Annotated in this window: 16 protein-coding genes and 1 pseudogene; 11 read left to right on the top strand and 6 right to left on the bottom strand. The window is 71.0% G+C overall.

Features of this window, described 5'->3' with window-relative positions:
* The 5 genes from mtrB to ACYVMZ_RS06220 all read left to right on the top strand — a co-directional run bounded on the left by mtrB (position 1) and on the right by ACYVMZ_RS06220 (position 7,167).
* A complete protein-coding gene (gene mtrB, locus ACYVMZ_RS06240; protein ID WP_461076228.1) occupies positions 1-2,106 on the top strand; it encodes an MtrAB system histidine kinase MtrB in 2,106 nt (701 codons plus the stop codon).
* Complete coding sequence (locus ACYVMZ_RS06235) at positions 2,096-3,928, top strand: LpqB family beta-propeller domain-containing protein (protein ID WP_461076226.1); 1,833 nt, start codon at positions 2,096-2,098, stop codon at positions 3,926-3,928. The genes mtrB and ACYVMZ_RS06235 overlap by 11 nt, the downstream gene beginning before the upstream one ends.
* 264 nt (positions 3,929-4,192) lie before the next feature.
* Positions 4,193-5,209, top strand: coding sequence for a ComF family protein (locus ACYVMZ_RS06230; protein ID WP_461076224.1), 1,017 nt, complete (start codon positions 4,193-4,195; stop codon positions 5,207-5,209).
* Between the two features lie 312 nt (positions 5,210-5,521).
* Complete coding sequence (hpf, locus tag ACYVMZ_RS06225) at positions 5,522-6,214, top strand: ribosome hibernation-promoting factor, HPF/YfiA family (RefSeq protein WP_461076222.1); 693 nt, start codon at positions 5,522-5,524, stop codon at positions 6,212-6,214.
* A 206-nt stretch (positions 6,215-6,420) separates the two neighbouring features.
* A complete protein-coding gene (locus tag ACYVMZ_RS06220) occupies positions 6,421-7,167 on the top strand; it encodes a response regulator (protein ID WP_461076220.1) in 747 nt (248 codons plus the stop codon).
* A 6-nt stretch (positions 7,168-7,173) separates the two neighbouring features.
* On the opposite strand, the gene ACYVMZ_RS06215 is transcribed toward ACYVMZ_RS06220, so the two are convergent.
* Positions 7,174-8,346: a winged helix-turn-helix domain-containing protein gene (locus tag ACYVMZ_RS06215; protein WP_461076218.1), complete on the bottom strand. Its 1,173-nt coding sequence runs from the start codon at positions 8,344-8,346 to the stop codon at positions 7,174-7,176.
* A gap of 168 nt (positions 8,347-8,514) precedes the next feature.
* Positions 8,515-9,008 (bottom strand): annotated as a pseudogene (locus ACYVMZ_RS06210) (GNAT family N-acetyltransferase).
* Positions 9,009-9,297: 289 nt separating this feature from the next.
* Here ACYVMZ_RS06210 and secA point away from each other — a divergent pair.
* Positions 9,298-12,156 (top strand): preprotein translocase subunit SecA, encoded by a 2,859-nt coding sequence (gene secA / locus ACYVMZ_RS06205; RefSeq protein ID WP_461076216.1) that lies wholly within the window; start codon positions 9,298-9,300, stop codon positions 12,154-12,156.
* An 81-nt stretch (positions 12,157-12,237) separates the two neighbouring features.
* Here secA and ACYVMZ_RS06200 read toward each other — a convergent pair whose 3' ends face one another.
* Positions 12,238-12,933, bottom strand: coding sequence for an Rv3235 family protein (locus tag ACYVMZ_RS06200; RefSeq protein ID WP_461076214.1), 696 nt, complete (start codon positions 12,931-12,933; stop codon positions 12,238-12,240).
* Between the two features lie 333 nt (positions 12,934-13,266).
* On the opposite strand from ACYVMZ_RS06200, the gene ACYVMZ_RS06195 reads away from it, so the two are divergent.
* Both ACYVMZ_RS06195 and ACYVMZ_RS06190 read left to right on the top strand, forming a co-directional pair.
* On the top strand, positions 13,267-13,782 hold the full coding sequence (locus ACYVMZ_RS06195) for a DUF6912 family protein (RefSeq protein WP_461076212.1): 516 nt from the start codon (positions 13,267-13,269) through the stop codon (positions 13,780-13,782).
* Positions 13,783-13,859: 77 nt separating this feature from the next.
* Positions 13,860-14,528, top strand: coding sequence for an HAD family hydrolase (locus ACYVMZ_RS06190; RefSeq protein ID WP_461076210.1), 669 nt, complete (start codon positions 13,860-13,862; stop codon positions 14,526-14,528).
* 46 nt (positions 14,529-14,574) lie between these two features.
* Here the strand turns inward: ACYVMZ_RS06190 and ACYVMZ_RS06185 are convergent, their stop codons facing one another.
* On the bottom strand, positions 14,575-15,141 hold the full coding sequence (locus ACYVMZ_RS06185; protein WP_461076208.1) for a DJ-1/PfpI family protein: 567 nt from the start codon (positions 15,139-15,141) through the stop codon (positions 14,575-14,577).
* A gap of 664 nt (positions 15,142-15,805) precedes the next feature.
* Between ACYVMZ_RS06185 and ACYVMZ_RS06180 the strand changes: the two genes are divergently transcribed.
* The 3 genes from ACYVMZ_RS06180 (at position 15,806) to ACYVMZ_RS06170 (ending at position 22,628) form a co-directional block, all read left to right on the top strand.
* A complete protein-coding gene (locus ACYVMZ_RS06180; protein ID WP_461076206.1) occupies positions 15,806-20,743 on the top strand; it encodes an NAD-glutamate dehydrogenase in 4,938 nt (1,645 codons plus the stop codon).
* Positions 20,744-20,872: 129 nt separating this feature from the next.
* Positions 20,873-21,325 carry a GtrA family protein gene (locus ACYVMZ_RS06175; protein WP_461076204.1) on the top strand — a complete coding sequence of 151 codons (453 nt, stop codon included), beginning with the start codon at positions 20,873-20,875 and terminating at the stop codon, positions 21,323-21,325.
* Positions 21,312-22,628 carry a hypothetical protein gene (locus ACYVMZ_RS06170; protein ID WP_461076202.1) on the top strand — a complete coding sequence of 439 codons (1,317 nt, stop codon included), beginning with the start codon at positions 21,312-21,314 and terminating at the stop codon, positions 22,626-22,628. The genes ACYVMZ_RS06175 and ACYVMZ_RS06170 overlap by 14 nt, the downstream gene beginning before the upstream one ends.
* On the opposite strand, the gene ACYVMZ_RS06165 is transcribed toward ACYVMZ_RS06170, so the two are convergent.
* Positions 22,625-24,301 (bottom strand): glycosyltransferase family 2 protein, encoded by a 1,677-nt coding sequence (locus ACYVMZ_RS06165; protein ID WP_461076200.1) that lies wholly within the window; start codon positions 24,299-24,301, stop codon positions 22,625-22,627. The two genes, ACYVMZ_RS06170 and ACYVMZ_RS06165, sit on opposite strands and share 4 nt — an antisense overlap.
* On the bottom strand, positions 24,298-26,493 hold the full coding sequence (locus ACYVMZ_RS06160; protein WP_461076198.1) for a CDP-glycerol glycerophosphotransferase family protein: 2,196 nt from the start codon (positions 26,491-26,493) through the stop codon (positions 24,298-24,300). The genes ACYVMZ_RS06165 and ACYVMZ_RS06160 overlap by 4 nt, the downstream gene beginning before the upstream one ends.
* Positions 26,494-26,521: the final 28 nt, after the last annotated feature.

Below are 26,521 nucleotides of genomic sequence, written 5' to 3'. Positions count from 1 at the left end.
GTGTCCGGGGACAGTGCCGCTTCGGCGCCCGGCCGGTCCGGGGCCCGCGAGGAGCGGCCTGTCGGCCGGAAGACGCCGGGTTCCCGTTGGAAACGCCTCCTGGAGAGCGGGCTGCTCCAGGGCGGCGTCCAGGGCAGCCCGGTCATCCGCCTGTTCGTCCGCTGGGTGCGCCGGCCGCTGCTGCCCGTCATGCGGCTGTGGCGGCGCAACATCCAGCTCAAGGTCGTCGTCACGACGCTGCTGATGTCGCTGGGCGTGGTCCTGCTGCTCGGCTTCGTCGTCATCGGGCAGATGCGCAACGGCCTGCTGGAGGCCAAGGTGAAGGCGTCCCAGAGTCAGGCCACCGGCGGGTTCGCGGCGGCCAAGCAGCAGGCCGAGGAGGCGGCGAGCGGGACCGGCGACGACGGCACCACGGTGGACGGCCGGTCCGCCCAGAACGTCATCCAGTGGATGAGCGATCTCGTGGAGTCGCTCTCCAGCGGCGGTCAGGGCGCCTTCGACGTGGTGACCCTGCCCCCGGGCGACGACAGCGGCGGCGGGCGCGGACCGCGTGCCTCCGGATACGTCGATCCGTCGGCCAGCGTGCCCGAGGACCTGCGCGCGCAGGTGAACCACAGCACCACGGCGGCCCAGAGCTACACGCGCATCGTCTACAGCAACGGCAAGGACTCCCAGCCGGGCCTGGTCATCGGCAAGCAGGTCAACGACCCGAACGGCGACCCGTACGAGCTGTACTACCTCTTCCCGCTCACCCAGGAGGAGAAGTCGCTGAGCCTGGTCAAGGGCACGCTCGCGACCGCCGGGCTCTTCGTCGTCGTGCTTCTCGGGGCGATCGCGTGGCTGGTCGTGCGGCAGGTCGTCACGCCGGTGCGGATGGCGGCCGGGATCGCCGAGCGGCTGTCCGCCGGCAAGCTGCAGGAACGTATGAAGGTCACCGGTGAGGACGACATCGCGCGGCTCGGCGAGGCCTTCAACAAGATGGCGCAGAACCTCCAGCAGAAGATCAGCCAGCTGGAGGACCTGTCGCGGATGCAGCGGCGGTTCGTGTCGGACGTGTCGCACGAGCTGCGTACGCCGCTGACGACCGTACGGATGGCCGCAGACGTCATCCACGAGGCGCGCGAGGACTTCGACCCGGTGACCGCGCGGTCGGCGGAGCTGCTCGCCGACCAGCTCGACCGGTTCGAGTCGCTGCTCGCGGACCTGCTGGAGATCAGCCGTTTCGACGCCGGCGCGGCAGCCCTGGAGGCGGAGCCGATCGACCTCAGGGACGTCGTACGGCGGGTGGTCAGCGGGGCGGAGCCGCTCGCCGAGCGGAAGGGCACGCAGATCAAGATCGTGGGCGACCAGCAGCCGATCGTCGCGGAGGCCGACGCCCGGCGCGTGGAGCGGATCCTGCGGAACCTGGTCGTCAACGCCGTCGAGCACGGCGAGGGCAAGGACGTCGTCGTCAAGCTCGCCGCGGCCGGCGGCGCGGTCGCCGTCGCGGTGCGCGACTACGGCGTCGGGCTCAAGCCCGGCGAGGCGACCCGTGTCTTCAGCCGCTTCTGGCGGGCCGACCCGGCACGCGCGCGTACCACCGGTGGTACGGGACTCGGGCTGTCCATCGCCCTGGAGGACGCGCGGCTGCACGGCGGCTGGCTCCAGGCGTGGGGCGAGCCGGGCGGCGGCTCGCAGTTCCGGCTGACGCTGCCCAGGACCGCGGACGAGCCGCTGCGGGGCTCCCCGATACCGCTGGAGCCCAAGGACTCGCGGCGCAACCGCGGCCTCGAGGACGCCGGTCTGCCGCGCGGCGGCCGGGAGAAGACCGCCACGGTGCCGGCGCAGCAGACGGCGGGGAACGTGTCCGCGATACCGGCCCGGGATCCGATGGCCCCGCGGCTGGCGTCCCCGGCTCCCACGGCCGACCCGACGGCACTGCCCGGCAACGGAGCGCGCGTGGTGCCGCGGCCCGCATCCGGCCCGCGACGGCAGGACGATCCGCCTGCCGAGCAGGCCCGGGACGAGGCCGCGAGCGGCTCGGAGGCCGCCGCCCCGCAGGGGGCGCGGGGGGAGACCGAGCAGGGGGACGTGAACAGGCAAGGGGAGGCAACGCGTGGGCGCTGACCGCGAGGGGGCGCGTCGACGGACACCGGCGCGCGCGGTGGCGTACGGCGCCTGTGGTGTCGTACTGCTGGCCGGGTGCGCCTCGATGCCCGACAGCGGGGATCTGCGGGGCGTCGAGTCCACGCCCAGGCAGGACACGCAGGTGCGGGTGTTCGCCATGCCGCCGGGGGACGACGCCCGGCCCCAGGCGATCGTCCAGGGCTTCCTGGAGGCACTGACCAGCGACGATCCGCAGTACAAGACGGCGCGCCAGTATCTGACGGACGCCGCTGCCAGGACCTGGCGGCCGGAGCTGTCCACCACGGTGCTGATGGACGGGCCGGACGCGAAGGCGGACAGTCCGGTGACCCGTGAGGACGCCCGCGAGTTCTCGTTCACGCTGGAGGGCACCAAGGTCGCCACGGTGGACGCGCAGCAGTCGTACCAGCCCGCCACAGGTGATTACAGCAGCACCGTGCACCTCACGAAGGACCAGAAGAGCGGGCAGTGGCGGATCGACACGCTGCCGCAGGGTGTCGTCATGGGCCGGACGGACTTCCAGCGCAACTACATGTCCGTCAACAAGTACTACTTCGCCTCGAACACCGCGGCGGGCGGGGGGATCGCGCAGCCCACGGCGGTCGCCGATCCCGTCTACGTGCGCCAGCGCGTCGACCCCATGACGCAGGTGGTGCGCTCCCTGCTGAGCGGGCCCACGAGGCGGCTCGGGCCCGTGGTCAGGTCGAGCTTCCCCACCGGTACGGCGCTGCAGAAGGACGTCACCTCGCTGACGCCCGACGACCGGAGCAAGCTGACCGTGCCGCTCAACGACAAGGCCGCCGAGGTCGGCACCGACCGGTGCGAGGAGATGGCGGCGCAGCTGCTGTTCACGCTGCGGAATCTCACGCCCGCGGTGGAGGAGGTAGAGCTGCGGGCGGGCGGAGCGCAGCTGTGCACGCTCCACGAGGCCCGGGCCGACACGGTGGCCTCCCGCGGTTCGCTGCAGTACCCCGACTACCTGTACTGGATCGACGCCAAGCACCGGCTCGTGCGGATCCCGGCGGGCAGCAACGTCACGCGGCCGGACCCGGTGCCGGGGGCGCTGGGTGAGGGCCAGACGCAGCTGCGGTCGGTGGCCGTCTCGCGCGACGAGCACACCGCGGCCGCGGTGACCCTCGACGGCAAGACGCTGTACGTCGGCTCGTTGGTGTCGGGCGCTTCGATCGGGGAGCCCCTGCTCAGCAGCCGGGGCAAGACCGAGGCCGACCGGCTGTCGGCGCCGAGCTGGGACGCGCACGGCGACCTGTGGGTGGCCGACCGCAATCCCGACGACCCTCGGCTGCTTCTGCTGGAGCAGGGCAGGAAAGAGCCGCTGGAGGTGCGGACACCGGGTCTGCAGGGGCGGGTCCAGGCCGTGCGGGTGGCCGCCGACGGGGTGCGGATCGCGCTCGTCGTGGAGAAGGACGGCCAAAGCTCCCTGGTCGTCGGACTGATCGAGCGGGCGAAGGAGCCGGACGGGCGGCCAGCGGTCTCCGTGGTCGAACCGCGCTCCGCCACGCCGGAGTTGGAGCAGGTCACCGCCATGTCGTGGGCCGGTGACAGCCGGCTCGTGGTGGTCGGGCGCGAGCACGGGGGCGTGGAGCAGATGCGGTATGTCCAGGTCGACGGCTCCACCCCGGACGTGCCGGCGCCGGCGGCCCTGACCGGCGTGAAGGAGGTCACCGCCTCCGGTGACGACCGGCTGCCGCTGGTGGCGTACTCGGTGGACGGGATCGTACGGCTGCCGTCCGGGGCGCAGTGGCAGAAGGTCACGGAGGGGACGGCGCCGGTCTATCCGGAGTAGGGGCGCCTTCGGTGCTCGCAGATGCGGAGATGAAAAGCGCCTTGGGTGCTCGGGGACGAGGAGCGCCTTCGGTGGTCGGGAAGCGGCTGCTTTCGTCGGGGTAAGGCTCCGGCGGGAGTGGCCGCTTGTGTGGGGTGGCTTCCTGTGTTCGCGGGCCGGGGCTCACTCGTGTGGGGGGCGGGTGGGTGGCTGGTGGGGGGAGTTGTCCACAGGCGGTTGTCCACGGGGGTGGTCGGGCGGGCCCGACGTGGGCACAGTGGAGACATGCGGGGGTGGTGGCAGGACCTCACCGACCTGGTGCTGCCGGCCGAGTGCGGAGGCTGCGGCAGGCCTCGTACGGTGCTCTGCCCGGAGTGCCGTGCCGTCCTGAGCGGAGCCGCACCGCGCCGGGTGCGACCGGTGCCGGAGCCGTGCGGGCTGCCGGCGGTGTACGCGGCGGCTCGGTACGCGGACGAGACGCGTGCGGCGCTGCTGGCCCACAAGGAACGGGGCGCGCTGGCCCTGTCCGGGCCCCTCGGGGCGGCACTGGCGGGAGCGGTGCGGGCGGGGCTTCGGGGGGAGGGCGGTGAAGAGCGCGTGGCGGCCCGAGGAGCTCGCGTGCGGGCCGGAGGGCCTGTTCCCGGGCACGGAGGGGTTGGTTTCTCGAGCGGTGGGGCGCCCGTGCTGCTCGTTCCCGTGCCGTCCGCGCGGCGGGTCGTACGGGCGCGCGGGCACGATCCGGCGCGGCGGATCGCCCTCGCGGCGGCGGGTGATCTGCGGCGGAGCGGGACGCCCGCGCGGGTCCTCGCCGTGCTGCGGCAGCGGCGGGCCGTGGCCGACCAGTCGGGGCTCAACTCCCGTCAGCGGCTGGCCAATCTCGCGGGCGCGCTTGCCGTGGCTCCCGGCGGGGCCCGGCTGCTGCTCGGCGGCCGGGTGGTGCTCGTGGACGACCTGATGACCACGGGAGCCTCCCTGGCGGAGGCGGCGCGCGCCGTACGGGCGGCGCTGCGGCAGGAGGCGCAGGTGGGCGCACACCGGCGGGCGGCGGGGCGGCCTGCGGCGGTGTCCGGCGCGGGCGGGGCGGGGCCGGTTTCGAACGGTTCGGCGGCTGATCCCGTGTACCTGGGTGAGACATGGGAAGGGAGAGAGGAACGAAGGATCGGATCAACGCGAGAGAGGGCGGCCCGACGGCCCGGCCGGCCGGGAATGGCGGGCGCGTACGGCGCCGACGGCGTCCGTGACGTGATCTGCGCGGCTGTGGTCGCGGCATCACCGGACGCTTTCGAAATAAACCGGAACTGACTGAGAACTTGCGTCGTTGCAGGTTATGAGAGGGCCAATTCACCGGAACGGAGGTACGCCGCAGTAGAGGGTGACGACATCCGTCCGGGCGAGATATGTTCGGTTGTGAGGGAAAGCCGCAGGCCACACCTCTCATATCGGAATGCCGTGCTGCGGGTTTTTCGTAATCACCCGCGCCGGTGGAGTGGAGATCTCGCCCACGGGGGAGGAGGTGGAAGTCACCGAGTCCGAGGTTCCGGGACTCACCGGAACCTGGTGCAAAAGGGAGATGCTCCGCCACCGATGCGGAGTGATCCGGGAACGGAGTTCTGCGTGGACATCGTCGTCAAGGGCCGCAAGACCGAGGTGCCCGAGCGGTTCCGGAAGCACGTGGCCGAGAAGCTGAAGCTGGAGAAGATCCAGAAGCTCGATGGCAAGGTGATCAGCCTCGACGTCGAGGTGTCCAAGGAGCCCAACCCCCGACAGGCCGACCGCTCAGACCGGGTGGAGATCACGCTCCGCTCTCGCGGTCCGGTGATCCGGGCGGAGGCAGCGGCGAGCGATCCGTACGCGGCGCTCGACCTGGCGGCGGAAAAGCTGGAAGCACGGCTGCGCAGGCAACACGACAAGCGGTTCTCGCGCCGAGGCGCGCGCCGGATTTCGGCTGCGGAGGTCCCCGACCACGTTCCGGGCGCCGCGACGCTCAACGGGACCGGTGCCGCCGTCCAGCCGGAGGAGCCAGAGCCCGTGCCCACCAAGAAGATCGGCTCGCTGGAGATCCAGGGTGACGGACCCATCGTCGTCCGCGAGAAGACCCACGTCGCCGCCCCCATGACCCTCGACCAGGCGCTCTACGAGATGGAGCTGGTCGGGCACGACTTCTATCTGTTCGTCGACTCCGAGACCAAGGAACCGAGCGTCGTCTACCGACGCCACGCCTACGACTACGGCGTGATCCACCTCAGGACGGACACGATGGTCACCCATGCGCACTCTCCCGAGGCGGGCGGTGCGCTCGGCGGCTGACCGTGCCGGGTGACAGCTGAGCCAGTGCCCCTGGAGCGCTCGTGTGCGCCCCCAGGGGCACCGGTGTGCGACCACTTCGCGCCCCACACTGTCGCCACGGTGCCGTCCGGGCATGAAATCATGGCCGCAACGGCTCAACCGGTGGGTCGTTGCCTTGGGTTGGCGATGGCTCGGGACCACAGGCCACAGCCTCAGGGGGAGGAACGATGGCGGACAGCTTCGGACCGATGCGTGACGGGGATGCCGACGACGGCGTCGTCGGCATGGGCCCGGAGGCGGGCACTCCACGCAAGGAGCCGATCAGAGTCCTTGTCGTGGACGACCACGCCCTCTTCCGCCGTGGCCTGGAGATCGTGCTCGCGGCCGAGGAGGACATCCAGGTCGTCGGTGAGGCGGGCGACGGTGCCGAGGCCGTGGAGAAGGCCGCCGACCTGCTGCCCGACATCGTCCTGATGGACGTACGGATGCCCAAGCGGGGCGGGATCGAGGCGTGCACCTCCATCAAGGAGGTGGCACCCAGCGCGAAGATCATCATGCTGACGATCAGCGACGAGGAAGCCGACCTGTACGACGCGATCAAGGCGGGGGCCACCGGATATCTCCTGAAGGAAATCTCCACCGACGAGGTGGCCACCGCCATTCGTGCGGTGGCCGACGGGCAGTCGCAGATCAGTCCGTCCATGGCGTCGAAACTGCTCACCGAGTTCAAGTCGATGATCCAGAAGACCGACGAGCGCCGTCTGGTGCCCGCGCCGCGGCTGACGGACCGTGAGCTGGAGGTCCTCAAACTGGTCGCCACGGGGATGAACAACCGGGATATCGCCAAGGAGTTGTTCATCTCCGAGAACACCGTGAAGAACCACGTGCGCAACATCCTGGAGAAGCTGCAGCTGCACTCCAGGATGGAGGCGGTGGTCTACGCGATGCGGGAGAAGATCCTCGAGATCCGGTGACCTGGCTCAGGCCAGTGCGCGGGCGAGCTCCCGCGTGAGGGGCTCGCGGAGTCCGGGCACGTCGACGCGCTCCACGCGTACGTCCGTGCAGTCCACCCAGCTCGCCGCCTCGATGAGGGCCTGGGCCACCGCCGGGACCGCCTTCGGGCCGTCCAGCGTGACCTGCTTGGCCACCAGCGTGCGGCCCTCGCGGGCCGGGTCGACGCGCCCGACGAGGTGGCCGCCGGCGAGGACCGGCATCGCGAAGTAGCCGTGGACCCGCTTCTGTTTGGGGACGTAGGCCTCCAGGCGGTGGGTGAAGCCGAAGATCCGCTCCGTGCGCGCGCGTTCCCAGATCAGGGAGTCGAAGGGGGACAGCAGCGTCGTACGGTGACGGCCGCGCGGGGGTGTTTCCAGGGCGGCCGGGTCGGCCCAGGCCGGCTTGCCCCAGCCCTCGACCGTGACCGGGACCAGGCCCGAGTCGGCGATCACCGCGTCGACCTGTTCGCCCCTGAGGCGGTGGTAGTCGGCGATGTCCGCGCGCGTGCCGACGCCCAGGGCCTCGCCCGCCAGGCGGACCAGGCGGCGCAGGCACTCGGTGTCGTCCAGCTCGTCGTGCAACAGCGCCTGGGGGACCGCGCGTTCGGCCAGGTCGTACACCCGCTTCCAGCCGCGTCGTTCGACGCACACCACCTCGCCGTACATCAGGGCGCGTTCGACGGCGACCTTCGTGCCCGACCAGTCCCACCAGTCGTTCGTCTTCTTCGCGCCGCCCAGCTCCGTGGCCGTGAGCGGGCCTTCGGTGCGGAGCTGCTTGATGACCTGGTCGTAGGCGCCGTCCGGGAGCTCGTGGTTCCAGTGCGGGCGGTTGCGGTAGGCGCGGCGGCGGAAGGCGAAGTGGGGCCACTCCTCGATGGGGAGGATGCAGGCGGCGTGCGACCAGTACTCGAAGGCGTGCGTGTCCTTCCAGTAGGCGTTCTCCACTGTTGTGCGGCCTACCGCGCCGAGGCGGGCGTACGGGACGAGTTCGTGGGAGCGGGCGAGGACGGAGATCGTGTCGAGCTGTATCGCGCCCAGGTGGCGGAGGACTCCTCGGACGCCCGAGCGGCGGTCGGGGGCGCCGAGGAAACCTTGGGCCCGCAGGGCGATGCGGCGGGCCTCGTTTGCGGAGAGCTCTGCGGTGGGGCGCGGGGTCGTCATGGGTCCGCACGATAGGGGGTGGGACTGACAGTGGGTGGGTGAGCTGGGGTTGGTGCGTGGTGCGTGGTGCGTGCTGCGTGGTCTGGTGCTGGGTGTGAGGGCTGGTGCGGGGTGGGGCGTGCAGCCCGGCGTAGCCAGGTCGGCACGAACCCCCGCGGGTTGCGGGGGTCAGCGTGCGGGAGTCGGCAGGTACGGTGCCGTCGACGGCAGGCCCAAGTCCGACGGCAGCAGGGAACCCACCCAGCAGTCCCTCAGTACTCCCTTGTTGTTGATCGCGGAGCGCAACGTGCCCTCGATGGTGAAGTTAAGGCCCAGCGGCAGGCCGTGAGCGCCGCCTCGGTGAGGTAGCCGTTGCCGCGGTGTTCCTTCGCGGCCCAGAAGCCGATCTCCGCGACGCCCAGGGAGCGCATCGTCAGGCCGAGCATGCCCGCCAGGTCGCCGGAGGGGAGGAAGACGCCGAAGGTGAACATCGAGTCGTCCGCCCAGCCGTCGGGGACCAGCTGTGCCGTGAAGCTCTGCGCGTGCTCGAGGAGGTAGGGCGAGGGGATCGTGGTCCAGCGCTGGATGTCGGGGTCCTGGCAGGCTGCGTAGACGGTCTCGGTGTCCTGCGGGCCGACCGTGCGCAGCACGAGGCGGTCCGTGGTGAGTGTGACGGGGTCCATCGGCCGATTGTGCTGGGGGCCGCGGAAAGGGCGCCATTCATTTGCCGCGCGTGCCGTGCGTGAGCGGGTGATCACGGATCGCGCAATTCGCCGAGGGGATGCGGCACCATCCGAGGGGGCCGGACGTTGTCCCCTTTGAAGCAGATGTGAAACAGAAAAAGGCGGCGGACGGTCGCCGTGACGGCAGGCCCTCCCGGCATGGCGGGGTCCTCGCATACGATGGCCGTTGCTCAGTGAGTCAAGTGGTAACCGACCGTCCCAGGCCCGACCGGCAAGGAGACCAACCCCCGTGTCCGTCCTCTCGAAGATCATGCGTGCAGGCGAAGGCAAGATCCTGCGCAAGCTGCACCGCATCGCGGACCAGGTCAACTCCATCGAAGAGGACTTTGTCGACCTCTCCGACGCCGAGCTGCGGGCCCTCACCGATGAGTACAAGGAGCGGATCGCCGACGCCCTGGCCGCGGAGCCCGACGAGTCCAAGCACGACGAGGTCATCGACAAGGCCCTCGACGACCTGCTGCCCGAGGCGTTCGCGACCGTCCGCGAGGCCGCCAAGCGCGTCCTCGGCCAGCGGCACTACGACGTCCAGCTGATGGGCGGCGCCGCCCTGCACATGGGCTACGTCGCCGAGATGAAGACCGGTGAGGGCAAGACCCTGGTCGGCACCCTGCCCGCCTATCTCAACGCGCTGTCCGGCAGAGGCGTCCACATCATCACGGTCAACGACTACCTGGCCGAGCGCGACTCCGAGATGATGGGCCGCGTCCACCGGTTCCTGGGGCTGAGCGTCGGCTGCATCCTCGCCAACATGACGCCGGCCCAGCGCCGCGAGATGTACGCGTGCGACATCACGTACGGCACGAACAACGAGTTCGGCTTCGACTACCTGCGCGACAACATGGCGTGGTCCAAGGACGAACTCGTCCAGCGCGGCCACAACTTCGCCATCGTCGACGAGGTCGACTCCATCCTCATCGACGAGGCCCGTACGCCGCTGATCATCTCCGGCCCGGCCGACCAGGCCACCAAGTGGTACGGCGACTTCGCCAAGCTGGTCCAGCGGCTGAAGCGGGGCGAGCCCGGCAACCCGCTCAAGGGCATCGAGGAGACCGGCGACTACGACGTCGACGAGAAGAAGCGCACGGTCGCCATCCACGAGTCCGGTGTCCAGAAGGTCGAGGACTGGCTGGGCATCGACAACCTCTACGAGTCGGTGAACACCCCGCTCGTGGGCTACCTGAACAACGCCATCAAGGCCAAGGAGCTCTTCAAGAAGGACAAGGACTACGTCGTCATCGACGGCGAGGTCATGATCGTCGACGAGCACACCGGCCGTATCCTCGCCGGCCGCCGCTACAACGAGGGCATGCATCAGGCGATCGAGGCGAAGGAAGGGGTGGAGATCAAGGACGAGAACCAGACGCTCGCCACGATCACCCTCCAGAACTTCTTCCGCCTCTACAAGAAGCTCTCCGGCATGACCGGTACGGCGATGACCGAGGCCGCCGAGTTCCACCAGATCTACAAGCTCGGCGTGGTCCCGATCCCGACGAACAAGCCGATGATCCGCCAGGACCAGTCGGACCTGATCTACCGCACCGAGGTCGCCAAGTTCGAGGCGGTCGTCGACGACATCGAGGAGAAGCACCGCAAGGGGCAGCCGATCCTCGTCGGCACGACGTCCGTCGAGAAGTCGGAGTACCTCTCGCAGCAGCTGAGCAAGCGCGGTATCCAGCACGAGGTGCTGAACGCGAAGCAGCACGACCGTGAGGCGCAGATCGTCGCCCAGGCCGGCCGCAAGGGCGCCGTGACGGTGGCCACGAACATGGCCGGTCGTGGTACGGACATCAAGCTCGGCGGCAACCCCGAGGACCTGGCCGAGGCGGAGCTGCGCCAGCGCGGCCTCGACCCCGAGGAGCACATCGAGGAGTGGGCGCACGCCCTGCCCGAGGCGCTCAAGCGGGCCGAGAAGGCGGTGCAGGCCGAGAAGGAGGAGGTCGAGAAGCTCGGCGGCCTCTACGTGCTCGGTACCGAGCGGCACGAGTCGCGGCGCATCGACAACCAGCTGCGTGGTCGTTCCGGCCGTCAGGGCGACCCGGGTGAGTCCCGCTTCTACCTCTCGCTCGGTGACGACCTGATGCGGCTGTTCAAGGCGCAGATGGTCGAGCGCGTGATGTCGATGGCGAACGTCCCGGACGACGTGCCGATCGAGAACAAGATGGTCACGCGCGCGATCGCCTCCGCCCAGTCGCAGGTCGAGCAGCAGAACTTCGAGACCCGCAAGAACGTCCTGAAGTACGACGAGGTCCTCAACCGCCAGCGCGAGGTCATCTACGGCGAGCGGCGCCGCGTCCTGGAGGGCGAGGACCTGCACGAGCAGATCCAGCACTTCATGGACGACACCATCGACGCCTACGTCCAGGCCGAGACCGCCGAGGGCTTCCCCGAGGACTGGGACCTCGACCGGCTGTGGGGCGCCTTCAAGCAGCTCTACCCGTGCAAGGTCACCATCGAGGAGCTGGAGGAGGCGGCCGGCGACCGGGCCGGTCTGACCGCCGAGTTCATCGCCGACTCCATCAAGGACGACATCCACGAGCAGTACGCGGCGCGCGAGGCGCAGCTCGGCTCCGAGATCATGCGTGAGCTGGAGCGCCGGGTCGTGCTGTCGGTCCTGGACCGCAAGTGGCGCGAGCACCTCTACGAGATGGACTACCTCCAGGAGGGCATCGGCCTGCGCGCCATGGCGCAGAAGGACCCGCTGGTCGAGTATCAGCGCGAGGGCTTCGACATGTTCCAGGCCATGATGGAGGGCATCAAGGAGGAGTCCGTCGGCTACCTGTTCAACCTGGAGGTCCAGGTCGAGCAGCAGGTCGAGGAGGTCCCGGTCGAGGATGCCAAGCCGGAGCTGACCAAGCAGGACGCGGTGCCCGCGCAGGCGAGCGGGTCACGTCCGGAGATCCGTGCCAAGGGGCTCGACGCCCCGCAGCGGCGGAACCTGCACCTGACCGCGCCGACCGTGGACGGCGAGGGCGGCGTCATCGAGCGCGAGTTCTCCACCGACGAGGAGCCCGTGCGCTCCCCGGCCGACGGCCTCACGCGCGCGGAGCGCCGCAAGCAGCAGAAGGGCGGGCGGCGCCGCAAGAAGTGACGGTGTCCGCGACGCCGTAGCGGTGTGAAGGGCCGGGGCACTGCGACGTGCCCCGGCCCTTCGGCATGCCTGGACCCCGCCTCAGTCGCCTGCTGCGCGCCGCATGCGAGGGCCGCCCAGTTCCACCGCCGTGCAGCGCCAGCGCAGGTCCCGGCCCTGTTCCAGGCGGAAGGCCATGGCACGCAGCTGGTCACCGGCGCCGATCCGGGCGAAGGCCTCGATGGCACCGGGGCGGGGCTCGAAGTAGCCGATGTCGCGGACGACGGGACGGGTGCCGCGGGCGCGCAGGGGGCTGCGCTCGGCGAGCCAGGCGAGTTCGTCGTAGGCGCGGGCCGCGGTGTGCCGGAGCATCGCGTGGACGGGGCGCTGGCCGCTCAGGACGGCGAGGAGGAGCTCCGCGAAGACGTCGGTGGGGAGGGGGTGGGGGATCGACCTGCGCGGGGGCTGAGCGGGGGATGCCGGGGTGGTTCGGTCAGGGCCGCCCGGGGCGGTCCCGCTGGGACCGATCGGCGCGGTCCGGTCGGGAGCGGCTGGGGACGGGGAGATGGCCGGGCGGGCGGTCGTGCGTGTCGGGGCCGTCGGTGGGCGGGTGTCGGTGGGCCTCGTGCGCGGGGCGGTGCCGCGTGGGGCACCGGGCGGGCGGCCGTCGCCCGACGTCGTGCGGGCCGCTCCGGCGCCCGGCGTGCGCGGTGGGGTGCCGCCGGGGCGGCGGAGGTCGCGGCGGCTCGGCGGGTGGGTGCCCGCAAGACGCTGAGCCCTGGTCATGACCTTGTGCATGTGGGGGTCCCCGTTCGACGAGCCCAGGTGATACCGGGCAGTAACTTCGCGGTTGGGGATCTTGTACGGGGTTGTGGAGGGCGGTGGCAAGGAAGGCGCGATCCGGGCAGGGGCCTGGCGGAGTTCACCTATCCGGGTGACCGAAGGGTCGCGGGAGCCCTGGCTGACAGGGGTGTACCGGGTGAGTTCCGGGGCCGGAGGTGGACGCGTACGGACGTCCGGGCAGGGGCCCGAAAGGGGACGCCCGCACGTATCCTGAAGGCCCTCGGGCGGGGCGGGAGCCGCCCCCACCGGGTCTTCAGCCGGAGCCTCCGACGACGAAAGCGGCCGACCATGCGCGTCTACGTCCCCCTGACCCTCTCCGGTCTCGCCGAGGCGTACAAGACGGGTGAGCTGGGGGCCGGGCAGCTCGTCGCGTACGCGGTGACGCCCGCGCTGCGCGAGTGGTACCTCTCCGACGACATCGAGGAGCTGGAGTACGCCGCGCTGGGCCGGGCCGCGCTGGCCTCGCTGCGGCTGCTGGCGGCGGACCCCGCGGCGCCGCGGCGCCGGGTCGTGGTCGCCGTCGACGTACCCGACCGCGCGGCGAGCGCGGACCCGGACCGGGGGCTGGATCCGGCCAAGCTCGGCGAGGTGCGGGTCGCCGGGACCGTACCGCTGGCCAAGGCGGCGTCGGTGCACGTGGACGCGGCGGACGCGGAGGCGGACGTGACGGCGGCCGCGGAGGCGTTGGAGGCGGCGGACGGCGGGGACGACGACGCGCAGTTCGTCGTGGACGGGGCCGAGGACCACGAGCTGCTGTGGTACGCCACGCAGGAGATCCCGAACCTGGTGGGGCTCGGGCAGTGAGCCCGGCGGCCCGGCTCCGCGTGCGCGCTGAGCTGCGGGCCTCTTGATTGTCAGTGGTGGTGGGTACGGTCTTGGGCATGGGGAAGCTGACTGGGGCGCACATCGTCTGGGACTGGAACGGGACGCTCTTCCACGACATCGACGCGATCATCGGGGCGACGAACGCGGCGTTCGCCGAGCTCGGCCTGCGGCCGCTCACGCTGGAGCAGTACCGGGAGCTGTACTGCGTGCCGGTGCCGAAGTTCTACGAGCGGCTGATGGGGCGGCTGCCGACCGATGCCGAGTGGGAGCTCATGGACGACATCTTCCACCGGTACTACGCCGAGCACCGGGTGACCTGCGGGCTCACCGAGGGCGCGACGGAGCTGCTCACGGAGTGGCGGTCGGCGGGGCGCAGCCAGTCGATCCTCAGCATGTACGTGCATGACGAGCTCGTCCCGCTGGTACGGGGCTTCGGGATCGAGGCGCACTTCATACGCGTCGACGGGCGGACCGGGCCGTCCGGGGGCAGCAAGGCCGAGCACATGGTGCGGCACTTCGGGGCGCTCACCGGCGTGGACCCGGAGCGCACGGTGGTGATCGGGGACGCCGCCGACGACGCGGTGGCCGCGCGGTACGTCGGGGCGCGGGCCGTGCTGTACACCGGCGGGTCGCACAGCCGGGCCAGTCTCGAAGCGGTGGGGGTGCCGGTGGTGGACACGTTGGAGGACGCGGTCGCGGAGGCGGAGCGGCTGGCGGCGGCCTGAGCGGTGCGGCGCCCCCGCACGGGGAGCGCCGCGTCCGGGTTGAGCGTCAGGTCACCGGCGCCTTCGCGCGCAGCACCGTCAGGAACTCGCGCATCCAGCTCGGGTGGTCCGGCCAGGCGCGGGAGGAGACCAGGGTGCCGTCGACCACCGCCTCGGCGTCCTGGAAGTCCGCGCCGGCGGCCTGCATGTCGATTTCCAGGGCGGGGTACGCCGTGACGCGGCGGCCGCGGAGACCGTCGACGGCGGCGGTGAGCAGGGGGCCGTGGCAGATCTGGGCGACCGGTTTGTCGGCGTCGAAGAAGGACTTGAGGATCTTGCGGAGTTCGGGGTCGTTGCGGAGGTACTCGGGTGCGCGGCCGCCGGGGATCACCACGGCGGCGTAGTCGCCGGGGTCGACCTCGGAGAAGGCGAGGTCGGCGGGCCAGGTGTAGCCGGGCTTCTCGGTGTAGGTGTCGAAACCTGGTTCGAAGTCGTGGACGACGAACTGGAGCTTCTTGCGGGTGGGGGCGGCGATGTGGACGTCGTAGCCCTCTTCGCGGAGGCGTTGGTAGGGGTACAGGACTTCGAGGGATTCTGCCGCGTCGCCGGTGAGGATGAGGATTTTTGCGGTCATGTCGGCACCGTGCCTCGGGATGGCCGTCGTGCCAAGGGGGCGGACAGGGCGTGTCCGCGGGGGTCGGCAGGCCTCCCGCGGACCGAGGGCTGGGACGCTCTCAGCGAACCGCGGACTCGGACGCCTCCAGCGGACCGCCGGACTCGGACGCCCCCAGCGGACCGCCCGGCAGCCGGAGCGCCCCGCAGTCGGATCGCCCCCGGCAACGGCACCGCAACCCTCGGCAACCCCACCGCACTGTGCAGAACGTCAAACTTCCACCCTCGGTTTTGTACACATACGGCTCATGACGAGCCCCCTGTAAGGAGCGATAGCCTGGGTGGCGTGATCAGCGCGATAGCTCGCGGGGACTTCACTGTCCCTGCCCCGCGCCCGGAGAGCACGGACGACATCCGTGACCGGGCGGCGGTCGCTGGTCTTCGCGGGCGGGACGGGGCATTGAGGGTTCCCGGTACGCCGAGCACTCCTCGGGGTGAGGCGTCGCAGAGAGCAGCCTCACACCCGACGGGCAGCTCGAAAATGGCTCAGACACCCCCGCTCTTCTCACCTTGCGGCATAGCGTCGGAACAGACCGGACACCCCGCGTCACGGCGTGACGTCGTAAGCGCAGAGACCGTACTTCCTTCTACGTCACGCAACGGCGCGCGACAGGAGCCAGAGGACAATGCAGACCAAGCTGGACGAAGCCAAGGCCGAGCTGCTCGAGAGGGCCGCCCGGGTAGCTGAGAACAGCCCGGTCGGGGGGCACCTACCGACCGGGACGACGAGCGAGGGCACTCCGGAGACCCCGGACAGCGAGTCCGTCCTCGCGTTCCTCCAGCGCTACTACCTGCACACCGCCCCGGAGGACCTCACCGACCGTGACCCGGTCGATGTCTTCGGAGCCGCTGTCTCGCACTACCGGCTGGCCGAGAACCGCCCCCAGGGCACGGCCAACGTGCGGGTCCACACACCCACGGTGGAAGAGAACGGGTGGACCTGCAGCCACTCCGTGGTCGAGGTCGTCACCGACGACATGCCCTTCCTCGTCGACTCCGTGACGAACGAGCTGACGCGGCAGGGGCGCGGGATCCACGTCGTCATCCACCCGCAGTTCGTCGTGCGGCGCGACGTCACCGGCCGGCTGATCGAGGTGCTGCCCACCCGGCCCACCGGTGAGCTCCCGCACGACGCGCACGTCGAGTCCTGGATCCACGTGGAGATCGACCGCGAGACCGACCGCGGCGACCTCAAGCAGATCACCGCCGACCTGCTGCGCGTGCTGTCCGACGTCCGCGAGGCCGTCGAGGACTGGGGCAAGATGCGGGACACGGCCATCCGGCTGGCGGAGGGGCTGCCGGACGAGCCCACCCCCGCCGACCTGCCCGGACCGCAGGTCGAGGAGGCCCGCGAGCTGCTGCGCTGGCTCGCCGACGACCACTTCACCTTCCTCGGCTACCGCGAGTACCAGCTGCGCGACGACGACTCGCTGGCCGCCGTCCCCGGCACCGGCCTCGGCATACTGCGCTCCGACCCGCACCACGCCGAGGACGAGAAGCACCCCGTCAGCCCGTCCTTCGAGCGGCTGCCCGCCGACGCCCGCGCCAAGGCGCGCGAGCACAAGCTGCTCGTGCTGACCAAGGCCAACAGCCGGGCGACCGTGCACCGGCCGTCGTACCTGGACTACATCGGCGTCAAGAAGTTCGACGCGGACGGCAATGTCGTCGGCGAGCGGCGCTTCCTGGGACTGTTCTCGTCCGCCGCCTACACCGAGTCCGTGCGGCGGGTTCCGGTCATCCGGCGCAAGGTCGAGGAGGTCCTGGAGCGCGCCGGGTTCTCGCCCAACAGCCACGACGGGCGCGACCTGCTGCAGATCCTGGAGACGTACCCGCGCGACGAGCTGTTCCAGACGCCCGCCGACGAACTCCAGTCCATCGTCACGTCCGTGCTGTACCTGCAGGAGCGGCGCCGACTGCGCCTCTACCTGCGCCAGGACGAGTACGGGCGCTACTACTCGGCCCTCGTCTACCTCCCGCGCGACCGCTACACCACCGGCGTACGCCTGCGGATCATCGACATCCTCAAGGAGGAACTCGGCGGCACCAGCGTCGACTTCACGGCCTGGAACACCGAGTCGATCCTCTCCCGGCTGCACTTCGTGGTCCGCGTCCCGCAGGGCACCGAGCTGCCGCACCTGACCGACCTCGACAAGGAGCGCATCGAGGCCCGCCTGGTGGAGGCGGCCCGCTCCTGGGCGGACGGCTTCGCCGAGGCGCTCAACGCCGAGCTCGGCGAGGAGCGCACGGCCGAGCTGCTGCGCCGGTACGGCAACGCCTTCCCCGAGGGCTACAAGGCCGACCACTCCCCGCGCGCCGCGGTCGCCGACCTCGTCCACCTCGAACAGCTCGACGAGGAGCGGAACTTCGCGCTCAGCCTGTACGAGCCGGTGGGCGCCACGCCCGAGGAGCGCCGGTTCAAGATCTACCGCCGGGGCGACGCCATCTCCCTGTCGGCCGTGCTGCCGGTCCTCAACCGGCTCGGCGTCGAGGTCGTCGACGAGCGGCCCTACGAGCTGCGCTGCGCGGACCGCAGGGTCGCGTGGATCTACGACTTCGGTCTGCGCATGCCGGCCCCCAAGGGCGGCGCGGCCTCCTTCGGCGACGACGCCCGCGAGCGGTTCCAGGACGCCTTCGCCGCCACCTGGACCGGCAAGGCGGAGAACGACGGCTTCAACGCGCTCGTGCTGAGCGCCGGGCTGACCTGGCGGCAGGCGATGGTACTGCGCGCGTACGCCAAGTACCTGCGCCAGGCGGGGTCGACCTTCAGCCAGGACTACATGGAGGACACCCTCCGCAACAACGTCCACACCACCCGCCTGCTCGTCTCCCTGTTCGAGGCGCGGATGTCGCCGGACCGGCAGCGCGCCGGGTACGAGATCGTCGACGCCCTGCTGGAGGAGGTCGACGCGGCCCTCGACCAGGTGGCCTCGCTCGACGAGGACCGGATCCTCCGGTCCTTCCTCACCGTCATCAAGGCGACGCTGCGCACGAACTTCTTCCAGGAGGCCGCGGGCGGCAAGCCGCACGACTACGTCTCCATGAAGTTCGACCCGCAGGCCATCCCGGACCTGCCGGCACCGCGCCCGGCGTTCGAGATCTGGGTGTACTCGCCGCGCGTCGAGGGCGTGCACCTGCGCTTCGGCAAGGTCGCCCGAGGGGGCTTGCGCTGGTCGGACCGCCGTGAGGACTTCCGCACCGAGATCCTCGGCCTGGTCAAGGCGCAGATGGTGAAGAACACCGTCATCGTGCCGGTCGGCGCGAAGGGCGGCTTCGTCGCAAAGCAGCTGCCGGACCCGAGCGTCGACCGGGACGCGTGGATGGCCGAGGGCATCGCCTGCTACAAGACCTTCATCTCGGCGCTGCTCGACATCACCGACAACATGGTGGCCGGGGAGGTCGTCCCGCCCGCCGACGTCGTACGGCACGACGAGGACGACACCTACCTGGTCGTCGCCGCCGACAAGGGCACCGCGACCTTCTCCGACATCGCCAACGAGGTCGCCGAGAAGTACAACTTCTGGCTCGGTGATGCCTTCGCCTCCGGCGGCTCGGCCGGCTACGACCACAAGGGCATGGGCATCACCGCCCGCGGCGCCTGGGAGTCCGTCAAGCGGCACTTCCGGGAGCTGGGCGTGGACACGCAGAGCGAGGACTTCACGGTCGTCGGCATCGGCGACATGTCCGGTGACGTGTTCGGCAACGGCATGCTGCTCAGTGAGCACATCCGCCTGGTCGCCGCCTTCGACCACCGGCACATCTTCGTCGACCCGAACCCGGACGCGGCCGTCTCCTACGCCGAGCGCCGCCGCCTGTTCGAGCTGCCGCGCTCGTCCTGGGAGGACTACAACAAGGAGCTGCTGTCGCCGGGCGGCGGCGTGTTCCCGCGGACCGCGAAGTCGATCCCGGTCAACGCGCACATCCGCGAGGCCCTCGGCATCGAGGGCAAGGTCACCAAGATGACCCCGGCCGACCTGATGAAGGCCATCCTCAAGGCGCCGGTGGACCTGCTGTGGAACGGCGGCATCGGTACATACGTCAAGGCCTCCACCGAGTCCCACGCGGACGTCGGCGACAAGGCCAACGACGCCATCCGCGTCGACGGCGGGGACCTGCGCGTCAAGGTCGTCGGCGAGGGCGGCAACCTGGGCCTGACCCAGCTCGGCCGGATCGAGTTCGCCCTGCACGGCGGCCGGATCAACACCGACGCCATCGACAACAGCGCGGGCGTGGACACCTCCGACCACGAGGTGAACATCAAGATCCTGCTCAACGGCCTGGTCGCGGACGGCGACATGACCGTCAAGCAGCGCAACAAGCTGCTCGCCGAGATGACCGACGAGGTCGGCCGCCTGGTGCTGCGCAACAACTACGCGCAGAACACGGCGATCGCCAACGCGCTCGCCCAGTCCAAGGACATGCTCCACGCCCAGCAGCGCTACATGAAGCACCTGGTGCGCGAGGGCCACCTCGACCGGGCGCTGGAGTTCCTGCCCACCGACCGCCAGATCCGCGAGCGGCTCGCCTCCGGCCAGGGCCTGACCGGCCCGGAGACGGCGGTCCTGCTGGCCTACACCAAGATCACGGTCGCCGAGGAGCTGCTGCACACCTCGCTGCCCGACGACCCGTACCTCAAGGGCCTGCTGCACACGTATTTCCCCACCGCGCTGCGCGAGCAGTTCCCCGACCGCATCGACACCCACCCGCTGCGCCGCGAGATCACCACGACCGTCCTGGTCAACGACACGGTCAACACGGGCGGTACGACGTACCTGCACCGGCTGCGCGAGGAGACCGGTGCCTCGCTGGAGGAGATCGTCCGGGCGCAGACCGTGGCCCGCGCGATCTTCCGCTCGGCCGTCGTGTGGGACGGGGTCGAGGCCCTCGACAACAAGGTCGAGGCCGCCGTGCAGACCCGTATCCGGCTGCACTCCCGCCGCCTGGTGGAGCGCGGCACGCGCTGGCTGCTCAACAACCGGCCGCAGCCGCTCCAGCTCGCCGAGACGGTGGACTTCTTCTCCGACCGTGTCGAGCAGGTCTGGGCCCAGCTGCCGAAGCTGCTGCGCGGCGCGGACCTGGAGTGGTACCAGAAGATCTTCGACGAGCTGACCGGCGTCGGCGTCCCGGACGAACTGGCCACCCGCGTGGCCGGGTTCTCCTCCGCCTTCCCGACGCTCGACATCGTCTCGGTGGCCGACCGCATGGGCAGGGAGCCGCTGGACGTCGCCGAGGTCTACTACGACCTCGCCGACCGGCTGCGCATCACCCAGCTCATGGACCGCATCATCGAGCTGCCCCGCGCCGACCGCTGGCAGTCCATGGCCCGCGCGGCGATCCGCGAGGACCTGTACGCGGCCCACGCGGCGCTCACGGCCGACGTCCTGGCGGTGGGCAACGGCTCGTCGACGCCGGAGCAGCGCTACGAGGCGTGGGAGCAGAAGAACGCGGCGATCCTCGGCCGGGCGCGCACCACGCTGGAGGAGATCCAGAGCTCGGACTCGTTCGACCTGGCCAACCTGTCGGTGGCGATGCGCACGATGCGCACGCTGCTGCGGACGCACTCGTAAGGGCGGTACGAGCATGAAGGCGCCCCGGGCCGTGATCGCCCGGGGCGCCTTCGTGTCGTGCGGGCCTTCTTGGCGTGCCTTAGGGGGTTTCGAGTGGAGGACTTACCGATTCCGGCTAAGGCTTACTAGGTGACTGTCAACCTGTCCGAGCAGCCGGTGGCCGCTCCTGCCCGGCCCGTGAAGCGTGTCGTCCTGGAAGTCGTGAACTTCGGGATCGTCGGCGGCAGCGGCGTCGCGGTCAATTTCCTGGTCTTCAACGTGCTGCTGCACGGCCTGGCCTGGCCCGCCATGGTGGCGACGGTGCTGGCCAGCGTCGTGGCGATGGGCACGAACTACCTGGGCTTCCGCTATTACACCTACCGCGACCGGGCCGCGCGCACCCGGCGCCAGGTCCTGCTGTTCTTCGTCTTCAGCGGACTCGGCGTCGTCATGGAGAGCGGCCTGTTCTACCTCGGATATCACGGCCTCGGACTGCACGGACCCGTCGAGTCGAACGCCGTGAAGGCCCTGTCGATCGTCCTCGCCTCCGTCTTCCGTTTCCTCGTCTACCGCACGTGGGTGTTCCGGCATGCCGAGCGCTGAGACGCGTGGCCGGCTGCCGCGGGCGCTCCCGGCGTTCGTCGCGGTGGCCTTCGTACTGCTGCACGTCTTCGGTTACCCGGCCACCCGCTTCTCCAACGACTCCTACCGCTACGCCCGCGAGGCGTACGAGTTCCTCGGCGACTCCCCGCGCGAGGCGACACGCAAGGCCGTCGCCGCCTACTGCGCGGACACGGCCAGGCTGGTCCACCGCAACCGCATGCTCGACCAGCTGGAGTTCCGCGCGCCGGGCCGCGAGGCGGAGTACGCGGCGCGGTGCGAGAAGAAGTACGCGGACGGGCTCACGCCCACCGACCCGCGCTACGAGAGGATCTTCGACACCCGGCCCGGATACCCGCTGATCGCCGCCCCGTTCGTGGCGCTGCTCGGCGCCAAGCCCGGACTCACGCTGGTCGCGCTCGCCTTCACCACCCTCGCCGGCTACCTCGTGTACGTGCTGCTGCGGGCACTGCGCGCGCCGCCTCCCGCCGCCGTACTCGGCCAGATCCTCTGCTACGTGACGCCCCTCGCCGCCTGGGGCGGTCGGCCCCTCACCGAGGGCCCGGCCCTCGCGCTGATGACCGCGCTGCTGCTGGCCTCCGTGTGGCTGCTGCGGCGCCGGGTGCTGCCCGGGGCGCTGCTGTTCACCACGGCCCTGGCATACGGACTTGCCGTCAAGTACGCGAGCTTCCTGATGGCGGCCCCCCTCCTGGCGGCCGCCGCGTGCGCCTCGCTGCTCTTCGTCCGCCGCACCCGGCACCGCGGCACGTGGTGGCTGGCCGGGCTCTCGGCGGGCGGCACACTCACCGCGCTGGTCCTGAGCAAGGCGCTGGGCCTGCCCGGCATGACCGACTCCCTGCAGGACACCTTCACCCTGCACTGGACCCGGCCCGAGATCGCCGACCCGTGGCCTGCCCTCGTCCGCCTGAACCACCAGTACTGGTGGCAGTGGCTCCAGAAGGAGGCCTTGGCGCCTGCGCTGCTCTTTCTGCTGGTGGTGGGCGTGTGGGGCGTGTGGAAGCGTTCGGTGCCGGTGGCGATGTGCGTGATCGCCGTGGGGCTCGTCGGTTTCGCGACGACGGTGGCGCATCCGGTCGCGAGGGAGCAGGACCGGTTGTACGTCCTGGTGTGGCTGATCCCCGTGATCGGTGTGCCGCTGGCGCTGGAGCGGGTGTGGCGTGGGGCCCCTGGGTTGCGGGATGACGTGGCTGAGGCGGGGGTGGCTGCGCAACCCGGCGCCGCGGCCCGACTTCCCTCGAGCAGGGAGGACCCCCATCACCCCGGCGGCACGACTGCCCGCAGCTAGGCCCGCAACGCGCTCGCCACCAACCGTGCCGCCCGCTTCACCTTCGGACGAGCCACCTGTCGTACCAGCGGTCGTACGAGCCTCGCCGTCACCCCCACCGGTTCCCACCGGATCTGGAGGCGGCCCGGGCCGTGGCCCTCCGGTTCGACGGTCAGGCGGTGGGGGGACATGCCGCCGTGGTAGGCGACGTGGGCGCTCAGGGACGGGAAGGCGAGGGGGGCGAGCAGCAGGCCCGTGTTGACCTGACCCCGGTGTTCCAGCCGCAGCAGGGGGTGGCGTACGCCGGCGAAGCCGTGGACCGGTACCGGAGCCGTCGCCAGGTCGAGGTGGACCTGGCCCTCGAACACGCCCGGGCGGATGGGGGAGAGGCGGAAGGGGATCCTCAGGCGGCGTCGGCCGGGGGTCAGCAGCAGCGTTGCGCGCTGGCAGCCGACGGGGAGGCGCAGGCCGGGGTCGTACGTGCGGACGGTCAGGTCGACCGAGGCGCCCGGCCCCCGCGTGAGCTCCGTGATCTCGTGCCGGAACTGGGCGCTGAAGAACGGGCGGGTGTCCAGCTCCAGGTCGGAGAGGTCCAGTTCGCGGCGGGCCTCGGCCGACTCCGGGATCCGGTCGCCCCAGTAGATCCGGCCCTCCGCGTCGGTGGTGACCTCCCGCGGCGCGACGCCGTGGCCGAGGCCGCGGGCCGCCAGCCGGGCGTCCGGCAGGCGGCGGTCGCGGACCAGTTGGAGGACGACGCGTTCGGCGCGCGGGAGGCGGGCGTAGGCGCCGGGGGCCAGGGTCGCCAGGTAGGGGTTGACCAGGTCCGCGAAGGACGCCAGCCACTCCTCGTCCCGGAACGGCAGGTCCCCGGCGTACATGCGGAAGTCGTGCTTGAGGAACTTGTGGTCCTTGTCCTCGCGCAGCGACTCGTGCCCGCTGTCGGCCAGGAAGGCGTCGATGAGGTGCTGGACGTGGATGCGGTCGCGGACGTTGGTGAGTTTGTGCCGCTGGTTGGATATCGAGGCCGCGTCGGAGGAGGCGTACGGGGCCACGTACCAGCGGTACACCGGCTCAGGGATGATCGTGAACGTCTTGGCCAGGCAGTACGCCTGCGCCGAGAACAGCTGGTCCTCGTAGTGGATGCCCTCGGGGAAGCGCAGCTCGTGCCGGTCGAGGAAGGCGCGGGCGTACATCTTGCTGGTCGCCAGGTGCTCGAAGAACAGGCGGGGATCGGCCTGGATGCCGTCGAGTGTGCGGCGCTCGGCCACCAGGTGCGGCATCCACGTCGAGCGGCGCCCGCTGTCCACCCGGATCCGCTCCACCGCGCCCATCGCGAAGTCGATCTCGCGCTCGCGGTGGGCGGCCAGCAGCAACGCGACGGCGTCGTCGGGGAGTTCGTCGTCGCTGTCGAGGAACATCAGGTACGGGGCCCGGGCGGTTTCCAGACCGCGGTTGCGCGGTGCGCTGCATCCGCCGCTGTTTTGCTCCAGGCGGACCACGCGGATACGGGGGTCCTGTGCCGCCAACCGCCGTGCCACCGCCGGGGTGTCGTCCGTGGAGTGGTCGTCGCTGATGATGATTTCTAGGTTGGCGTGGGTCTGGCGGCGGACCGACTCGACGGCCCGCGGGAGGCGCTCGGCGTCGTTGTGGACGATCACCGTCACCGTGACATCGGGCGCTTCGGGGCTGCTCATGCGGTCGCCTCCTGCGGGCTCGGGGCCGGGGCGCGTTCCTCGATCGGCAGGACCGGCGGCAGTTGCTCCTCGTCCTGGCCGAGGAAGACCCGGCGTACGACGCGTTCGGCGGCGCGTCCGTCGTCGTACTCGCAGAACCGCCGCCGGAAGGCGGCCCGCGCCTTCGCCGCGCCCTCGTCGCGCCAGGCGTCGGTGGTGAGGATCTCCGTCAGCTCCTCCTGGGTGCGGGCCACCGCGCCCGGAGGCTCCGCCATCAGGTCAAAGTAGACGCCGCGGGTGGTGCGGTACGTCTCCCAGTCGTCGGCGTGGACGACGATCGGGCGGTCGAGGTTGGCGTAGTCGAACATGATCGAGGAGTAGTCCGTGACCAGGGCGTCCGCCGCCAGGCACAGGTCCTCGACCGGGTCGTAGGGGGAGACGTCGATGATGCGGCCGGTGCGGCGCAGGCCTGTGAGCGGGGAGACCGTGCGGTCGTAGAAGTAGTGGCCGCGGACCAGGAGCACCGTGTCCTCGCCGAGGCGGTCGGCGAGGGCGGCGAGGTCCAGGCGCGGGGTCCAGCCGGCCTCGTAGTCGCGGTGCGTGGGCGCGTAGAGGATCGCCCGGCGGCCCGGGGCGATGCCGAGGCGGTCGCGCACGGCGCGGATGTGCTCGGCGCTGGCCGTGTAGTAGACGTCGTTGCGCGGATAGCCGTGGTCGAGGGAGACGTAGCGGGACGGGTACGCCCGCTCCCACATGCGGGTGGTGTGGCTGTTGGAGGAGACGCTGTAGTCCCATTTGTCGATGCGCTCCAGCAGAGCCCGGAAGTCCAGGCCCTGAGCGGCGGCCGGGAACTGCATCTGGTCCAGGCCCATGCGCTTGAGGGGGGTGCCGTGGTGGGTCTGGACGTGGATCGCGTCGGGGCGTTTGATCACCTCGTTGGGGAAGTTGACGTTGTTGACCAGGTACTTGGCGGTCGCCAGCACCTCCCAGTAGCGGCGGCTGCCGGGCACGACGTGGTCCGTGCCGGGCGGGAGGAGGGCCGCGTTGTTCGCCGTCACGACCCACACCGGGTGGATCTGCGGGGCGAGTTCGGCGAGCTTGGCGGCGATCGCGGCCGGGTTGCAGGCCACGCCCCGGTTCCAGTAGGCGGCGAAGACGGCCAGGTGGGGGTTGACCGGGCGGCCGAGCGCCCTGCGGTACTGGTGGTCGCGGAGTTTCGCCCCGACCTGGCGTTTACGGGTCCGCAGCGCCGACTTGGCGGCCCGGCGGGTGCGGTTGGCGGCCTGGAAGGCGCGGTATTTGGTGTAGGCGCCCTCTTCGAGGAGGGAGCGGCGGACGCCTTCGAGGCCGACGGGGCGGAGGTGGCCCTCGGGGCGGCGGCGCAGGGCCGCCAGGGAGGCCCGGCGGAAGAACTCGCGCGCGACCTCCTCCGGCATGTCGCCGCGCGCGAAGGTGCGCAGACAGTCGCGGACCATGACGTCGTAGAGCACGGCGTGCGCGGCCGGGCGGTCCCGGGTGAGGTCCAGGAGTGTCTCGTAGCGGTCGACGAGGGCGTAGCGCTGCTCGGCGGTGACCGGCGGGAGGCTCGCGCGGCGCAGTCGGCGGTCCTCGTAGGCGACGTGGGGCAGGCAGGCGACCCGGTCGGCGAGCAGCAGGGCGGCGTACGCGGCGAACGGCTCGTCGTCCGTGGTCAGCCGCTCCTGGTGCGCCCGCCAGAAGCCGGTGCGTATCGCGCGGGTGCCGAGCAGCGGGGTCAGGCGCAGCAGGCGCGCGCAGTCGTCGAGGGCGAGGTCGGCGCGGCCCGCGCGGGCGAGGAGGGGGCCGTCGGGGGAGGGCAGGCCGGAGGTGTGCCAGGTGCTGCGGACGTGGTCCAGCAGCAGGACGTCCACCGTATCGGGGAGTTCGGCGGTGCGCTCGGCGATGGTGCGCGGGGCGCCGGCGGGCAGCCCGTCCTTGGCGTGCACGAAGTGCAGCCACCGTCCGTCGGCTCGCGCGGCCCCCGCCGCCCGGGCCGCCGCGTCGCCCGTGCCGTCCGGCAGGGGCAGCACCTGGAAGTCGGGAGCGTGCCGCTCGGCGGTCTCCCGAGCCCAGTCGCCGACCGCCGCCACGATCACCTCGGCGTCCGGGAGCGGGCGGGCGGCGAGGGAGTCGAGGAGTTCCGTCAGGTGGTCCTGCGTGTTCGGCCCGTGGACGATGACGCTGAGCTCGGGCATCGCGGGGACTCCTTCATCTCGTCACTCC

It is taken from the genome of Streptomyces deserti, assembly GCF_054782695.1.
This window is presented reverse-complemented; position numbering and strand designations above follow the sequence as displayed.

Excerpts from the sequence above, each read along its gene's own strand:
- ACYVMZ_RS06230 (WP_461076224.1), top strand. The coding sequence starts at position 4,193 with ATGCGGGGGTGGTGGCAGGACCTCACCGACCTGGTGCTGCCGGCCGAG.
- ACYVMZ_RS06220 (WP_461076220.1), top strand. The coding sequence starts at position 6,421 with ATGGCGGACAGCTTCGGACCGATGCGTGACGGGGATGCCGACGACGGC.
- ACYVMZ_RS06215 (WP_461076218.1), bottom strand. The coding sequence starts at position 8,346 with ATGACGACCCCGCGCCCCACCGCAGAGCTCTCCGCAAACGAGGCCCGC.
- ACYVMZ_RS06200 (WP_461076214.1), bottom strand. The coding sequence starts at position 12,933 with ATGCACAAGGTCATGACCAGGGCTCAGCGTCTTGCGGGCACCCACCCG.
- ACYVMZ_RS06195 (WP_461076212.1), top strand. The coding sequence starts at position 13,267 with ATGCGCGTCTACGTCCCCCTGACCCTCTCCGGTCTCGCCGAGGCGTAC.
- ACYVMZ_RS06190 (WP_461076210.1), top strand. The coding sequence starts at position 13,860 with ATGGGGAAGCTGACTGGGGCGCACATCGTCTGGGACTGGAACGGGACG.
- ACYVMZ_RS06185 (WP_461076208.1), bottom strand. The coding sequence starts at position 15,141 with ATGACCGCAAAAATCCTCATCCTCACCGGCGACGCGGCAGAATCCCTC.
- ACYVMZ_RS06180 (WP_461076206.1), top strand. The coding sequence starts at position 15,806 with ATGCAGACCAAGCTGGACGAAGCCAAGGCCGAGCTGCTCGAGAGGGCC.
- ACYVMZ_RS06170 (WP_461076202.1), top strand. The coding sequence starts at position 21,312 with ATGCCGAGCGCTGAGACGCGTGGCCGGCTGCCGCGGGCGCTCCCGGCG.
- ACYVMZ_RS06165 (WP_461076200.1), bottom strand. The coding sequence starts at position 24,301 with ATGAGCAGCCCCGAAGCGCCCGATGTCACGGTGACGGTGATCGTCCAC.
- ACYVMZ_RS06160 (WP_461076198.1), bottom strand. The coding sequence starts at position 26,493 with ATGCCCGAGCTCAGCGTCATCGTCCACGGGCCGAACACGCAGGACCAC.